At 63.5% G+C, this 14,373-nt stretch carries 15 protein-coding genes, 1 other RNA gene and 1 riboswitch; of the genes, 6 read left to right on the forward strand and 10 right to left on the reverse strand.

Going from position 1 to position 14,373, the window contains the following annotated elements:
- Nucleotides 1-7: 7 nt before the first annotated feature.
- The 4 genes from AC07N6_RS04910 to AC07N6_RS04925 form a co-directional block, all read right to left on the reverse strand.
- Complete coding sequence (locus tag AC07N6_RS04910) at nt 8-442, reverse strand: ExbD/TolR family protein (RefSeq protein ID WP_141917389.1); 435 nt, start codon at nt 440-442, stop codon at nt 8-10.
- Nucleotides 442-1,146 (reverse strand): protein TolQ, encoded by a 705-nt coding sequence (gene tolQ, locus AC07N6_RS04915; protein WP_141917386.1) that lies wholly within the window; start codon nt 1,144-1,146, stop codon nt 442-444. Before tolQ ends, AC07N6_RS04910 begins: the two co-directional genes overlap by 1 nt.
- A gap of 146 nt (nt 1,147-1,292) precedes the next feature.
- The gene (gene ybgC / locus AC07N6_RS04920; RefSeq protein ID WP_494781191.1) at nt 1,293-1,769 is read right to left on the reverse strand and encodes a tol-pal system-associated acyl-CoA thioesterase; all 477 of its coding nucleotides are present in this window, start codon (nt 1,767-1,769) and stop codon (nt 1,293-1,295) included.
- A 135-nt stretch (nt 1,770-1,904) separates the two neighbouring features.
- Nucleotides 1,905-2,657 (reverse strand): SDR family oxidoreductase, encoded by a 753-nt coding sequence (locus tag AC07N6_RS04925; RefSeq protein WP_494781192.1) that lies wholly within the window; start codon nt 2,655-2,657, stop codon nt 1,905-1,907.
- 211 nt (nt 2,658-2,868) lie between these two features.
- Nucleotides 2,869-2,969, forward strand: a riboswitch (ZMP/ZTP riboswitch).
- Between the two features lie 130 nt (nt 2,970-3,099).
- On the opposite strand from AC07N6_RS04925, the gene glyA reads away from it, so the two are divergent.
- A complete protein-coding gene (gene glyA / locus AC07N6_RS04930) occupies nt 3,100-4,344 on the forward strand; it encodes a serine hydroxymethyltransferase (protein WP_494781193.1) in 1,245 nt (414 codons plus the stop codon).
- Nucleotides 4,345-4,530: 186 nt separating this feature from the next.
- Entirely contained in the window at nt 4,531-5,010 is a 480-nt protein-coding gene (nrdR, locus tag AC07N6_RS04935; protein ID WP_494781194.1) for a transcriptional regulator NrdR, read from the forward strand.
- A 109-nt stretch (nt 5,011-5,119) separates the two neighbouring features.
- On the opposite strand, the gene ssrS is transcribed toward nrdR, so the two are convergent.
- The 4 genes from ssrS to AC07N6_RS04955 all read right to left on the reverse strand — a co-directional run bounded on the left by ssrS (nt 5,120) and on the right by AC07N6_RS04955 (nt 7,016).
- Nucleotides 5,120-5,296: non-coding RNA, 6S RNA (gene ssrS / locus AC07N6_RS04940), on the reverse strand.
- A gap of 297 nt (nt 5,297-5,593) precedes the next feature.
- On the reverse strand, nt 5,594-5,911 hold the full coding sequence (locus AC07N6_RS04945; RefSeq protein ID WP_494781195.1) for a cell division protein ZapA: 318 nt from the start codon (nt 5,909-5,911) through the stop codon (nt 5,594-5,596).
- Nucleotides 5,908-6,141, reverse strand: coding sequence for a DUF904 domain-containing protein (locus AC07N6_RS04950; RefSeq protein ID WP_494781196.1), 234 nt, complete (start codon nt 6,139-6,141; stop codon nt 5,908-5,910). The genes AC07N6_RS04945 and AC07N6_RS04950 overlap by 4 nt, the downstream gene beginning before the upstream one ends.
- A 182-nt stretch (nt 6,142-6,323) precedes the next feature.
- Nucleotides 6,324-7,016: a tRNA-uridine aminocarboxypropyltransferase gene (locus AC07N6_RS04955; RefSeq protein ID WP_494781197.1), complete on the reverse strand. Its 693-nt coding sequence runs from the start codon at nt 7,014-7,016 to the stop codon at nt 6,324-6,326.
- Nucleotides 7,017-7,325: 309 nt separating this feature from the next.
- On the opposite strand from AC07N6_RS04955, the gene AC07N6_RS04960 reads away from it, so the two are divergent.
- A complete protein-coding gene (locus AC07N6_RS04960; RefSeq protein WP_494781198.1) occupies nt 7,326-7,562 on the forward strand; it encodes an oxidoreductase-like domain-containing protein in 237 nt (78 codons plus the stop codon).
- Nucleotides 7,563-7,605: 43 nt separating this feature from the next.
- Here the strand turns inward: AC07N6_RS04960 and recG are convergent, their stop codons facing one another.
- The gene (gene recG, locus AC07N6_RS04965) at nt 7,606-9,741 is read right to left on the reverse strand and encodes an ATP-dependent DNA helicase RecG (protein WP_494781199.1); all 2,136 of its coding nucleotides are present in this window, start codon (nt 9,739-9,741) and stop codon (nt 7,606-7,608) included.
- Nucleotides 9,742-9,955: 214 nt separating this feature from the next.
- Between recG and queA the strand changes: the two genes are divergently transcribed.
- Together queA and tgt are read left to right on the forward strand one after the other, a co-directional pair.
- Nucleotides 9,956-10,978, forward strand: coding sequence for a tRNA preQ1(34) S-adenosylmethionine ribosyltransferase-isomerase QueA (queA, locus tag AC07N6_RS04970; RefSeq protein WP_494781200.1), 1,023 nt, complete (start codon nt 9,956-9,958; stop codon nt 10,976-10,978).
- Nucleotides 10,979-10,981: 3 nt separating this feature from the next.
- Nucleotides 10,982-12,109 carry a tRNA guanosine(34) transglycosylase Tgt gene (gene tgt / locus AC07N6_RS04975; protein WP_494781201.1) on the forward strand — a complete coding sequence of 376 codons (1,128 nt, stop codon included), beginning with the start codon at nt 10,982-10,984 and terminating at the stop codon, nt 12,107-12,109.
- A gap of 22 nt (nt 12,110-12,131) precedes the next feature.
- On the opposite strand, the gene AC07N6_RS04980 is transcribed toward tgt, so the two are convergent.
- Nucleotides 12,132-13,769, reverse strand: coding sequence for an acyl-CoA synthetase (locus AC07N6_RS04980; RefSeq protein WP_494781202.1), 1,638 nt, complete (start codon nt 13,767-13,769; stop codon nt 12,132-12,134).
- 319 nt (nt 13,770-14,088) lie between these two features.
- On the opposite strand from AC07N6_RS04980, the gene yajC reads away from it, so the two are divergent.
- On the forward strand, nt 14,089-14,370 hold the full coding sequence (yajC, locus tag AC07N6_RS04985; protein ID WP_439950938.1) for a preprotein translocase subunit YajC: 282 nt from the start codon (nt 14,089-14,091) through the stop codon (nt 14,368-14,370).
- Nucleotides 14,371-14,373: the final 3 nt, after the last annotated feature.

Raw genomic sequence — 14,373 nt, forward strand, 5'->3', positions numbered from 1 at the left:
TGCTTGCTTACTTGGTGGCCAGGCCGACGCGCGCGATCCCCTGTTTCTTCACTTCGGAAATCACCTGCACCACCTCGTCGTACTTGATGTCCTTGTCGGCCGAGATCATCACCGCCAGGTCCGGATTGTCGGCGTGCAATGCCTGCAGGCGCTCGGACAGGTCGACCTTGCCGGTCACGGTTTCGGCCTTCTTGCCGCCGCTCTTGGGGCCGTTGAGGCGGATCGTGGCCTGGGTGTTGGGCTTGAGGGCGATTTCGATGTAGTCGGCCGGCGGCTGCGTGGACTTGCCGGCGGTCGGCAGGTTGATCACGCTCGGATTGGTAATGGGGGCGGCGACCATGAAGATGATCAGCAGCACCAGCATCACGTCGATGTAAGGCACGACGTTGATCTCTGACTTGAATTTGCGGGTGCGGCCCCCGCGCATCGATGAGCCGGCCATTAGCGTGCCTGACGTTGCAAGATGTTGGAGAATTCTTCGATGAAGCTTTCGAAGCGGATCGCCAGGCGGTCGATGTCGTGCGAGTAGCGGTTGTAGGCCACCACGGCCGGAATCGCCGCGAACAGGCCGATGGCGGTGGCGATCAGCGCTTCGGCAATGCCGGGGGCGACCGCCGCCAGGGTGGCCTGTTGCACGTTGGCCAGGCCGCGGAAGGCGTTCATGATGCCCCACACGGTGCCGAACAGGCCGACGTAGGGCGAGACCGAACCGACCGAGGCCAGGAAGGCCAGGTGCGATTCCAGCGCATCCATCTCGCGCTGGTAGGCCGCGCGCATGGCGCGGCGCGCGCCGTCGAGCAGGGCGCCGTTGTCGGCCGCGCCGCCGCGTGCGGCCACCGAGGCCTTGGCCTTGTTGAATTCACCCATGCCGGCCTGGAAGATGCGTTCCAGCGCGCCGCCGCTGCCGCCCGCCTTGCGGCGGTTGGAGAGGGCGTCCTGGTACAGCGCGGCGAGGTTGCCGCCGGACCAGAAGACGCGCTCGAATTCTTCGGTCTGTATGCGGGCGCTGCGGATGGCGAACATCTTGCGGAAGATGTAGGTCCAGCTGATGACCGATGCAGACAGCAGCAGCAGCATCACCAGTTGCACCAGGACGGACGCGTTGGCGATCAGCGAAATGAAGGACAGGTCTTGTGTGACGTTCATGGGGAAGTGTGGCGGCTAAAAGGGCGGCAATTAAAAGGACTGCAAATCAGACGGGGTTCATTGTAAGAGCAAAGATTTCGGTTCCGATACCGGCACTTGTCAAGAAAAGCTTGCCGGCGGCCGGCATATCCCGGGCGCTGGCGGGCTCATGGCGCGTCCTGCCGGATTGGTCCAGGGGCAGCCTTGATGCGCGAAAGCAGTTCTGCGGGAATTTGTTGCGGGCGGAAGCTTGCGGCATCGACGCAGACCACGGTGATGCGTCCCCGTGCCAGCAGTGTTGCTTCCTGGTTATTTCCGGCGGCGCCGTTCCCCGACGGCAGGCGCCAGGCTTCCTGGACAAACTCAATGGAAGCGTTTCGGAGCTTTTCGACCACGACGGTGAGCTTGAGTTCATCGTCCAGGCGGGCCGGGGAGAGATAATCGACGCTGGTGCCCTTGACCACGAAGATGGCGCCGGTGGTTTCGGCCAGGCGTTGTTGCTGGAAACCGAAGGAGCGCAGCCACTCGGTGCGGGCGCGCTCGAAGAATTTCAGGTAATTGGCGTAGAAGACGACACCGCCGGTGTCGGTATCTTCGTAATAGACTCGGATCTTCCAGTCGAACGGACTACTGGCGGCACTCATATGCTTCTTGTTATTCGGCGAATTGTAGTTGCAGCGGCACGAAAAATGTTGCTTGCATGAAACGGCCAGGGCCCGGTGGAATGTGAGAGCTGCGGCGTTGTGGCACCGCAGCAGACTCTCATTCTACCTCATCCATTACTGTTTGCGCTTGATGTTGAAGGGCGAAAAGCCTTGGCAAGTCGGCATCAGTTCCATGTAATTGATGTTCACGTGCGCCGGCATGGTGGCGACCCAGAAGGCGGCTTCGGCGATATCCTCGGCGGTCAGCGGCTGGGTGCCTTCATAGACCTTGGCCGCGGCCGAGTCGTCGCCCTTGAAGCGCACGTTGGAGAACTCGGTGCCGCCGCACAGGCCCGGCGCCAGGTTGGTGGCGCGCACGCCGGTGCCGACCAGGTCGGCGCGCAGGTTCAGCGTGAACTGGTCGACGAAGGCCTTGGTGGCGCCATAGACGTTGCCGCCCGGATAAGGGTAGGCGCCGGCTACCGAGCCCAGGTTGATGATGGTGCCGCTGCCGCGCTTGACCAGCGAGGGCAGCAGGGCGTGGGTGATGGTCACCAGGCCCTTGACGTTGGTGTCGATCATGGTTTCCCAGTCCGACAGCGCGACTTCGTGAGCCGGGCCCAGGCCCAGGGCCAGGCCGGCGTTGTTGACCAGCACGTCGATGTCTTTCCACTCGCCCTGCAGGCTGGCCAGGCCGGATTCGATCGATTGCTTGCTGGTCACGTCCAGCACCAGCGGCAGCACATTGCCGGCGCCCAGCTCGTTGACCAGTTCATCCAGGCGTTCCTTGCGGCGGCCGGCGGCGATCACCTTATGGCCGTTCTTGGCGAATTTGCGCGCCATGGCGGCGCCGAATCCTGCGGTTGCTCCTGTAATCAAAACGACCATCTGCAAATCTCCTGTTGTGGTGCGGGGCCGGCGGCAGCCTTGGCGCGGGCGCTTGGCCCGGCGGGATTGCCGTCCCGGAAAGAAAACGAAATTGTAGCCCAAAGCCGGTTTTTACGAGGACAGGCTCGCTTTCGGGGATGGCCGGGCGGTGTTGCGCGATGGCGAACCGTCTTGCTGAAATCGCCCCATTTCAATACAATGCGCTCACCATTTCGTCTCACGTGACTGGCGAAAGGCCGGAGCATCTTCGGCCAAGATGGGTATCCATCGGGAAGCGTGAGATTTCATCAGCCGTGCGCCTGGGCAGCCGAATGGAAAGTACGACTGAGGCTGCCCGCAATCCCACCTGTTTGGCCCTCATTCGATGTTGAAGTCGACCCGAGCGGCATCGTGCCGCCGTGACGGTTGGTCTTCGGCCGCACCTTATCAATTTGGAGAAACCATGTTTGACAAGAACCAGACTCTCGCAAAAGTCGATCCGGACCTGTGGTCTGCCATCCAAAAGGAAAACACCCGCCAGCAAGAGCACATCGAGCTGATCGCTTCGGAAAACTACACCTCGCCGGCGGTGATGGAAGCCCAGGGTTCGCAACTGACCAACAAGTACGCCGAAGGCTATCCGGGCAAGCGCTATTACGGCGGCTGCGAATACGTGGACATCGCCGAGCAGCTGGCGATCGACCGCCTGAAGGCATTGTTCGGCGCCGAAGCCGCCAACGTGCAGCCGAACTCCGGCTCCCAGGCCAACCAGGGCGTGTTCTTCGCCATGTTGAAGCCGGGCGACACCATCATGGGCATGTCGCTGGCCGAAGGCGGCCACCTGACCCACGGCATGGCGCTGAACATGTCCGGCAAGTGGTTCAACGTCGTCTCCTACGGCCTGAACGACAAGGAAGAGATCGACTACGAAGCCATGGAAGCCCTGGCGCGCGAGAAGAAGCCCAAGCTGATCATCGCCGGCGCGTCGGCCTACTCGCTGCGCATCGATTTCGAGCGCTTCGCCAGGATCGCCAAGGAAGTCGGCGCCTACTTCATGGTCGACATGGCCCACTATGCCGGCCTGATCGCCGCCGGCGTCTACCCGAACCCGGTGCCGCACGCCGACTTCGTCACCTCGACCACCCACAAGTCCCTGCGCGGCCCGCGCGGCGGCGTGATCCTGATGAAGGCCGAGCATGAAAAGGCCATCAACTCGGCGATCTTCCCGGGTATCCAGGGCGGCCCGCTGATGCACGTCATCGCGGCCAAGGCCGTGGCCTTCAAGGAAGCCGCCTCGCCGGAATTCAAGGCTTACCAGCAGCAAGTGGTGAAGAACGCCGACGTGCTGGCCAAGACCCTGATCAAGCGCGGCTTGCGCATCGTCTCCGGCGGCACCGAGTCGCACGTGATGCTGGTGGACCTGCGCCCGAAGAAGCTGACCGGCAAGGAAGCCGAGGCGATCCTGGGTTCGGCCCACATCACCTGCAACAAGAACGGCATCCCCAACGATCCGGAAAAGCCGTTCGTGACTTCCGGCATCCGCCTGGGCAGCCCGGCCATGACCACCCGCGGCTTCAAGGAAGCGGAAGCGGAAAAGGTCGGCAACCTGATCGCCGACGTGCTGGACAACCCGCATGACGCCGCCACCATCGAGCGCGTGAAGGCCGAAGTCAAGCAGCTGACCGACGCGTTCCCGGTCTACGGCTGATGACGACCGCATGACCGCATGGGGCCGCCAGGCCGCCATGGCTGGTTTGTAGTTCGCGCCGAGCGACGGCGCCCGGGACAGGGCGCCGTCGCTTATCCGCAGTACCATGTGGTTTGAGCGTGTTTGCCAAGCAGCAGGCCGGCAGATACGGATAACGCAACAATGTAACGATCGCCCATTGCCGCCATGAAGTGCCCATTCTGCAATCACGAAGACACACCGGTGCTGGACACGCGCGTTTCCGAAGACGGCAGCTCGATCCGCCGCCGGCGCCGCTGCGACAATTGCGACAAGCGTTTCACCACCTATGAGCGCATCGAGCTGACGATGCCGGTGATCGTCAAGAAGAACGGCAGCCGTACCGAGTTCGACCCGGCCAAGCTGCGCGGCAGCCTGGTGTTGGCGCTGCGCAAGCGTCCGGTATCGGCCGAGGCGCTCGACGCCGCCATCCAGAGCATCCAGGAAAAGCTGCTGCAAAGCGGTGCGCGCGAAGTGGTGTCGGGCCAGATCGGCGAACTGGTCATGCGCGAACTCAAGCGCCTGGACAAGATCGCCTATATCCGTTTCGCTTCGGTGTACAAGAGTTTCGAGGATGTGACCGAATTCCAGGATGCCATCGCCGAAGTCGGGCACGAGCGCAAGGGCGCCAGGAAGCGGGATATCTGAAGGAGCCGGGCGCCGTTGCGCCGGCCGATATCGGGGGCGCAAGGAATAACGGCGTGAAAAGGCATGAAGAAATAAAAAACGGCTGCGGATGCAGCCGTTTTCTATGGAATCAAGTCCCGCCTGTGCCGCTGTGCCGGCATCCTGAACCTGACGGTTCAAGTTGGCTGCAGTAGTTCAATTTCGGGTTCATCGGACTAGCGATGCTCACGCCCATCAAACGATCCCACAACCTATGCTCGTAAATGGTTCAAGGAATATATGGCAAACGCGAACACGGCAGGAGTACAAAGTCTAACGCAATCGGCCGGCGAGTCCAAGGACTTACTACAAAAATATAGCGCGAATTTGTAACGGAACAGGCTTGTGTATGCGCTTGTTTCCTGCTCTATCTTTCCGGTTGAGCCGGCTTCTTGCATTGAGAGAACAGTTTCACATCGGCTTGCCGCAATAACCTGCGCCGATGTGGCGGCGCGTTGCGCATCTGGCAATGCAATGGCGCGATGGAGGGGCATGGCAAGGGCGCATCACAATAAAAAACGGCTGTCGCGCAGACAGCCGTTTTTCTTTTTGAGCGCAGCCGGATTCAGAACAGTTTTTCCTGCGGCGCCAGCGCCTGGTCCAGCACGTCGTTGATGGCGGCGACCTGCTGTTTCCATTCGGCGATGGTCAGGCCGGCGAACGGGCCTTCGGCTTGCTGGGTGGAGAGCAGTTCGGCGGCGATGCCCAGGGCGGCCATCACGGCGATACGGTCGGTGCCCTTGACCTTGCCGGCATCGCGGATGGTGCGCATCTTCTGGTCGAGATAGCTGACCGCGTGGTGCAAGGCAGCCTGTTCGCCTTCACGGCAGGCCAGCGTATAGGGCTGGCCCATGATGGTGGCCTGGATCTGGATGACGCTCATGCGGCCTCCTCAGTGGTTTCCGCAGGCGCCTCGGGTTCGGCGGCGGGCAGTTCGGACAGCACCGCGCTGACGCGTTGGTAGGCTTCATCGATGCGCTGGTTCAATTGCGCATTGTCTTCGGTCAGCGTCTTGACGTGACGGCGCAGCTCGGCATTTTCATCGTGCAGGTTCTGTGCCAGTCGGGCGAGCTGGGCGACTTTGTCGGCCAGTTGTTGGAATTCTGAACTCATCTTGGTTGGTCGCTGGATAGGAATTGAGCGCAATCGCCAATTGTCGAGGATCGCGCAATTATATGCTCATTGGCGGGGTCGGACAGCATATCCAGGGCCTAGTTGCAGCGCAGTCGGATTTTGTTTCAATTCCGCTGGCCCGCGCGGGCGCCGGGAAAAGATGCGCGGCCGCCTCCGCGGGGTCAGTCGCCGCGCCGGCTGGCCTGGCCGCGGCTGCGCAGCTGGGTCTGCTGCAGCACGAAGCCATCGAAGGCGGTCAGCAGCGGATGGTACTTCTCGCTGTTTTTCTCCAGCTGCATCAGCGCATAACCGGCGGCTTCCAGCGTGGATAACTGTTCCGGCTTATGCGCCTTGCGGATCACGTATTGCGACAGCGGCGTGTCTTGCAGCGCCAGCCGCGGCAGCGTATGCAGCAGCGGATTCTCGTGCAGCATCTTGCGGCTCTTGCGCCAGGTGCCGTCCAGGATCACCAGCCGCAGCCGTTGCGACGGCGGCCGGCCATCGACCGACATCGTGCGCGCATCGAAACGGGAGCTGGCCGGCGTGCCGGCATCTTCGGTATAGAGCAGCACCGGCTGCATCGGCGGCTCGATGCCGGCGCCGGAGGGGAGCATCGACGGCGCGTGCAGCAAGGCATGCAACTCGGCCGGGTCGAAAATTTCTCCCACGGCCAGCTTGCTGTGCGGCAGGCTCAGATGCAGCAGGCGGGCGCTGTTCTTGGCGCTGCCGGCTTCCAGCGGATGCTGCAGGATCAGCACGTCGAAGAGATGGTCGATCGGCGAGATCCAGTGGCAGATGCATGCCGTCTGGGCGCGTTGGCAGCGGGGACAGAGCTGGCGGCGCGGCTGGAACGGATCGTGGGACGACATTAACATAGGGGTTTCCTCAATGATGGATGCGGTCGGATGCGTGTTGCCCGGCGTCTGCGGGCGGCGGTGGCCGATCTGGCGAAAATTTCTCCAGTGTCCAACAAATAGTGGGAAAAATCGTTAATCTCGCCGTACAAGTAGAGTGGCTTGTGAAAATCTCCCAGTCAATCGGTGCACATCGAACATTCGCTCCCTGTTTTTCTGGCTGGAATTGAATAATTTCAATGCCGGTTCTTTTCCTGGGCGGCACAGACAGATGCTTCGGTGGCGCCGTCCGGTTTCGTATCAACCATGTTGTTCCCATGTCGTTCATCGATGAACTCTAGAAAATCCGCCCAGCAAGATAGCGCCAGCCCGCTCGACGATCCGGCGCCGACGCCGCCCATCGAACCGGAACTGGAAGACTGTTGCGGCAGCGGTTGCGTGCCCTGCATTTTCGATATCTATGAACAGGCGCGCGAGCGTTATCTGGCGCAGTTGGAAGCCTGGAACCAACGCCAGGCCGAGCGCGCCGCCAGCGGCCGGAAGCCCCGCCGAAAAGGCGCAAAGTGATGCCGCGCCGGTGCCAGGCGAGCCATGTCGCCGGCAGCGGCCTTCATACCTTCAGGTAGTCCTCGCGCCCGCCCAGCCAGCGCGCCAGATGGCGTTCGACGATGTCCGGCGCATGTTGCAGCAGCGCCTGCGCGGTGTCGCGCGCCTTTTCCACCAGCCATTGGTCGGTCGCCAGGTCGGCGAAGCGCAGCATGGCTTCACCCGACTGGCGCGCCCCCAGGAATTCGCCGGGGCCGCGGATGTCGAGGTCGCGCCGGGCGATCTCGAAGCCGTCGGTGGTTTCGCGCATGATCGCCAGCCGTTCCTTGGCGGTGCCGCCCAGCGGTCCCTGGTACATCAGCAGGCACACGCTGGCGGCCGAGCCGCGGCCCACGCGCCCGCGCAACTGGTGCAACTGCGACAGGCCGAAGCGTTCGGCATGCTCGATCACCATCAGCGAAGCATTGGGCACGTCCACCCCGACTTCGATCACCGTGGTCGCCACCAGTACATGCACCGCGCCGCGGCTGAAGCCTTCCATCACGATCTGCTTTTCCAGCGGTTTCATGCGCCCGTGCACCAGCCCGATGGTGAGGCCGGGCAGGGCGGCCGACAAGGTGGCGTGGGTGTCGGTGGCGGTCTGCAACTGCAGCGCCTCGGACTCTTCGATCAGCGGGCAGACCCAATAGATCTGCTTGCCTTCCAGCGCCGCCGCATGCACGCGTTCGATCACCTCGTCGCGCCGGTTCTGGTCGATCACGCGGGTCACGATAGGCGAGCGGCCCGGCGGCAGTTCGTCGATCACGGACACTTCGAGATCGGCGTAATAGGTCATGGCCAGCGTGCGCGGAATCGGCGTGGCCGACATCATCAACTGGTGCGGCACGGTCTGCGCCTCGTCCGGGGCGGCGCCGTCGGCCGGATTGAAACCCTTGTTGCTCTTGTTACGCAGAGCCAGCCGCTGGCCCACGCCGAAACGGTGCTGCTCATCCACGATCACCAGCCCCAGGTTGTCGAACTGCACCGTGTCCTGGATCAGCGCATGGGTACCCACCACCAGCCGCGCCGCGCCGGATTCGATATGGGCCAGCGCCTCGGTCTTTTCCTTCTTCTTTTGGCTGCCCGAGAGCCAGGCCACGCCCACGTCCAGCGGCTCCATCCAGGCCGCGATCTTGCGGAAATGCTGCTCGGCCAGGATTTCGGTCGGCGCCATCAGCACCGCCTGGAAACCGCTGTCGATGGCCTGGGCCGCGGCCAGCGCCGCCACCACCGTCTTGCCGCTGCCCACATCGCCCTGCAGCAGGCGCTGCATCGGGAAGGAGTGGCGCAGGTCGGCGCGGATTTCTTCCAGCACGCGCTCTTGCGCGCCGGTCAGCTTGAAGGGCAGTTGCTTGACCAGGTCGGCCGTCACCCGCCCGGTGACCGGCAGCGCGCGCGCGGTCTTGGCGCGGCGCGCGGCCTGGGCGCGCTTGAGGGATAACTGCTGCGCCAGCAGTTCGTCGAACTTCATGCGGATCCAGGCCGGGTGCGAGCGCTCGATCAGCGCATGCTCGTCGACCTCCGGCGGCGGGTTGTGCAGCAGCCGCACCGACGGCTCGAAAGCGGCCAGCTTGAGCGTGTCCAGCATCGAAGGCGGCAGCGTGTCCTGCCAGTCGAGCCGGCTCATGGCATTGGCGATGGCCTTGCGCAGGTAGGCCTGCGACAGGCCTTCGCCGGCCGGATACACGGGGGTGAGCACATCGGGCAGCGGCGCCCCCTGGTTGACGACCTTGTATTGCGGATGGACCATCTCGGCGCCGAAAAAGCCGTGGCGCAGTTCGCCGCGCACCCGCACCCGCGTGCCTTCGGCCAGCTGCTTGGTCTGGCTGCCGTAGAAGTTGAGGAAGCGCATCACCAACTGGCCGCTGTCGTCGCCCACCGTCACCACCAACTGGCGGCGCGGCCGGAACTGTACGTCGCAGGCAGTGACCACGCCCTCGACCTGCACCATCTGCAGGCCGCGCAGGGAGGCATCGGCGATGCTCATCAGCGTGGTTTCATCCTCGTAGCGCAGCGGCAGGTGCAGCGCCAGGTCCATGTCGTTGTGCAGGCCCAGCTTGGCCAGCTTGTTTTCGGGTTTGGCGGCGCCGGCCGCCCCGGCTTTGGCGGCGTCCTTCTTGTTCGAGGTCTTGCTCGTGGTTTTCTTCGCGGTAGCGGGCATGCGTCGTGGCGGCGTTGGTCGTGGCGCGTGGGGTGCGGGCGTGATATGGATCGCTGATAAACGCTAGCGGGGCAGGCATATGGGAAAAATGCCCCGACAGCGTAAAATAGCGGGTTGGGCGTTATTTTACTGTGATTATTTACAGTATCAATCCCGGCGGCAATACTTCTTTGTCGTGCGGGCAGAACGCCCCCCGATTTTTCATCGTACACGCATGTATTCTCTTTCCGACTTCGATTTCGCGCTGCCGCCCGAGCTGATCGCGCAGACGCCGCTGGCCGAGCGCAGCGCCTCGCGCCTGCTGCAGGTAGACGGCGCCGCGCTCACCGACCGCCGTTTTGCCGACATCCTTGAGCTGCTCAATCCCGGCGACCTGCTGGTATTCAACGACACGCGCGTGCTGAAAGCGCGCTTTTTCGGCATCAAGGAAACCGGCGGCAAGATCGAGGCGCTGGTCGAACGCGTGCTCGATCCCCGTACCGTGCACGCCCAGCTGCGCGCCTCCAAGTCGCCGCCGCCGGGCGCCAAAATCCGCCTGGCGGACGCCTTCGACGTCACGGTGGGCGAGCGCTTCGGCGAGTTCTATACATTGCATTTCCCGTCCGACGTGTTCGAGTTGCTGGAGCAATACGGCAGCCTGCCGTTGCCGCCGTATATCGAACACGAGGCCGATGCCTTTGATGAGACGCGTTACCAGACCGTCTACGCCAGGGAGCCGGGCGCGGTCGCCGCGCCTACCGCCGGCCTGCACTTCGACCAGGCCCTGCTGGATCAACTGGCCGCGCGCGGCGTCAAGCAAGCCTTCGTCACGCTGCACGTGGGCGCCGGCACCTTCCAGCCGGTGCGGGTGGAAGACCTGTCGCAGCACAAGATGCACAGCGAGTGGTACACCATCCCGCCAGCCACGGTGGAAGCGGTGCGCGCCGCCAAGGCGGCGGGCGGGCGCGTGGTGGCGGTCGGCACCACCAGCATGCGCGCGCTGGAATCCGGCTCGCAGTCCGGGCAGTTGCAAGCCGGCAGCGCCGACACCCAACTCTTCATCACGCCCGGCTACACGTTCAAGACCGTCGATCGCATGGTGACCAATTTCCACCTGCCCAAGTCGACGCTGCTGATGCTGGTCTCGGCCTTCGCCGGCTACGACCACATCCGCGCCGCCTATGCGCACGCGATCCAAGAGAAATACCGTTTCTTCAGCTATGGCGACGCCATGCTGCTCACCTGCAACCGAGGCTGACCGATGCTCGAATTCACCCTGCTCAAGACCGACGGCAAGGCCCGCCGCGGCCGCGTCAAACTGAACCACGGCACCGTGGAAACGCCGATCTTCATGCCGGTCGGCACCTATGGCTCGGTCAAGGCGATGTCGCCGCTGGAGCTTAACGAGATCAACGCCCAGATCATCCTCGGCAATACCTTCCACCTGTGGCTGCGCCCGGGGCTGGAAGTGGTCGGCAAGTTCGGCGGCCTGCACAAGTTCATCGGCTGGGACAAGCCGATCCTGACCGACTCCGGCGGCTTCCAGGTGTTTTCGCTGGGCGAGATGCGCAAGATCACCGAAGAGGGCGTGACCTTCGCCTCGCCCATCAACGGCGACCGCCTGTTCCTCTCGCCCGAGATCTCGATGCAGATCCAGCGCGTGCTGAACTCCGACATCGTGATGCAGTTCGACGAATGCACTCCGTACGAGATCGACGGCCGTCCCGCCACCCGTGAAGAAGCCGGCAAGTCGATGCGCATGTCGCTGCGCTGGGCCAAGCGTTCCAAGGATGAATTCGACCAGGGCGAGAACCCGAATGCGCTGTTCGGCATCGTCCAGGGCGGCATGTTCGAAGGCCTGCGCGACGAATCGCTGGCCGGCCTGAGCGAGCTGGGCTTCGACGGCTTCGCCATCGGCGGCCTGTCGGTGGGCGAGCCCAAGGAAGACATGATGCGGGTGCTGGAACACGTCGGCCCGCGCCTGCCGGCCGACAAGCCGCACTACCTGATGGGCGTGGGCACGCCGGAAGACCTGGTGGCCGGCGTGGCCAGCGGCGTCGACATGTTCGACTGCGTGATGCCGACCCGCAATGCGCGCAACGGCTGGATCTTCACCCGCTACGGCGATATCAAGATCAAGAACGCCAGGTACAAGGACGACGAGAAGCCCTACGACGAAACCTGCGGTTGCTACGCCTGCGAGAATTTCTCGCGCGCCTACCTGCACCACTTGCACCGCGCCGGCGAGATTCTCGGCGCGCGCATGAACACCGTGCACAACCTGCATTACTACCTGCAACTGATGCAGGAGATGCGCGACGCCATCGACGGCGGCCGTTTCCAGGCTTTCGTCGCCAAGTTCAAGGAAGACCGGGCGCGCGGCGTTTAATGCCGTCGCCCAGGCGGCGGGTTCAGGCCTTGCGCCAGCCCGCCACCATATCCCTTAGTTGCCGCCGGATCACCTTGCCGGTGGTCGTCATCGGCAACTCCTCCACGAAGTAGACCTCGCGCGGATACTCATGCGCCGCCAGCCGCGTCTTGACGTGCTGCTGCAACTCGCGCTTGAGGGTTTCCCCGGCGTCATGTCCGTCGTTGAGCACCACGATCGCCACCACGATTTCGGTGCGCTCGGCGTCCGGCGCGCCCACCACCGCCGCCATCTTCACCGCCGGATGCTGCAGCAGGTTGTCCTCGATCTCGCCGGGGCCGATGCGGTAGCCGGCCGAGGTAATCACGTCGTCGTCGCGTCCGACGAAGCGGATATAGCCTTCCTCGTCACGCATGCCGGTGTCGCCGGTCAGCAGCCAGTCGCCGGCGAACTTGGCGGCGGTGGCCTCGGGATTGTTCCAGTACTGCAAAAACATCACCGGATCGGGCCGCAGCACGGCGATGTTACCTTGCGCGCCATCGGCCAGCGGCTGGCCCCGGTCGTCCACGATCGCTACCCGGTGGCCGGGCGCGGCGCGGCCGATGCTGCCGGGGCGGCAGGGCATGATGGCGGCGTTGGAGGAAATCGTCATGTTGCATTCGGTCTGGCCGTAGAACTCGTTGATGGTCAGGCCGAAGGTCTTGCGGCCCCAGTCCAGCAGTTCGGCGCCCAGCGCTTCGCCGCCGCTGGCCACCGAGCGCAGGTTGAGCTTCCAGCGTTGTTCGGGATCGGTCACGGTGCGCATCATCTTCAGCGCGGTCGGCGGCAGGAAGCAGTTGCGCACGCCATGATCCTGCAGCAGCTGGAACGCCGCTTCGCCGGTGAATTTCTCGAAGCGGTGCGCCACCACCGCCACGCCGTGGTGCCAGGCCGGCAGCAGCACATCCAGCAGGCCGCCGATCCAGGCCCAGTCGGCCGGGGTCCAGATGCGGTCGCCTTCGATCGGAAATAAATTGTGGGACATCTCGACTCCGGGCAGGTGGCCCGGCAGCACGCGGTGCGCATGCAGCGCGCCCTTGGGCTGGCCGGTGGTGCCGGAGGTGTAGATGATGAGTGCCGGGTCGTCGGCGCGGGTGGCGACCGGGGTGAACGATTCGCTCTCGCCGGCCAGCGCCGCGTGCAGGTCGACCGCGCCGGGCCGGGCGCCGTCGATGGTGAAGATCGTCTTCAGTGCGGGCAGGCGGTCGCGGATGCCGGCCAGCTTGGCCGCACCTTCGGCATTGGTCACTACCACCCTGGCGCCGCTGTCGTGCAGCCGGTATTCCAGCGCCTCGGCGCCGAACAGTGCGAACAGCGGGATCGCGATACAGCCGCTCTTGTAGGCCGCCACATGCGAAAACGCGGTCTCGGGCGCCTGCGGCAGCAAGATGCCGATGCGCTCGCCGCGTTGTACGCCATGCGCGCGCAGCAGGTTGGCCATGCGGTTTGACAGCGCGCGCATTTCGCCGAAGCTGTATTCACGCACGTCGCCGTCGCGGGCGATGTGCACCAGCGCCAGCCGCTGCGGTTCGCGTTCGGCCCATTTGTCGCAGACGTCGACGCCGATGTTGTAGTGCTCGGGAATGTTCCAGCCAAAGCCCGAGGCGATGTCCTCGTAGGGTTGCGGCGCGGTGGGCAGCATGCGGGGTCTCCTGTGTCGTGGCGGAACGGTGCGTTCCATCTTTTCTTGATTTTGTTTGCCACTGTACAAGTTTTGTCCAAATGCAGCGATGCCGTTTTGATAAGAAGAATGGCGGCGGCGAAGAGGCGTGGCCGTCAAAGGCGGGCAAACGGGTCGGAAAATCGCCAAATCGATCTTGATCTCCGGCAAGCTGTCCCGATTTGGGGGAATAGCGCCTGCGCAGTGCTAGAATGCAGGGCTATTTTTCAATCAACCTTTGGAGCCTTACGTGTTTATTTCCGATGCATACGCGCAAACGGCAGCAGCAGCCCCCGGTGGCATGCTGGGCAACCTGACCAGCTTCCTGCCGATCATCCTGATGTTCGTGGTGCTGTACTTCCTGATGATCCGCCCGCAGATGAAGCGTCAGAAAGAACAGAAGTCGATGATGGACGCACTGGCCAAGGGCGACGAAGTCGTCACCTCGGGCGGCATCCTGGGCAAGATCACCAAGGTCACCGATGCCTACATCACCATCGAAGTGTCCGAAGGCAACGAAATCATCGTGCAAAAGTCGGCGATCGCCACGTTGCTGCCCAAGGGCACCATCAAGGCCCTGTAATCC

It is taken from the genome of Herbaspirillum sp. GW821-FHT09A12 (assembly GCF_059418325.1).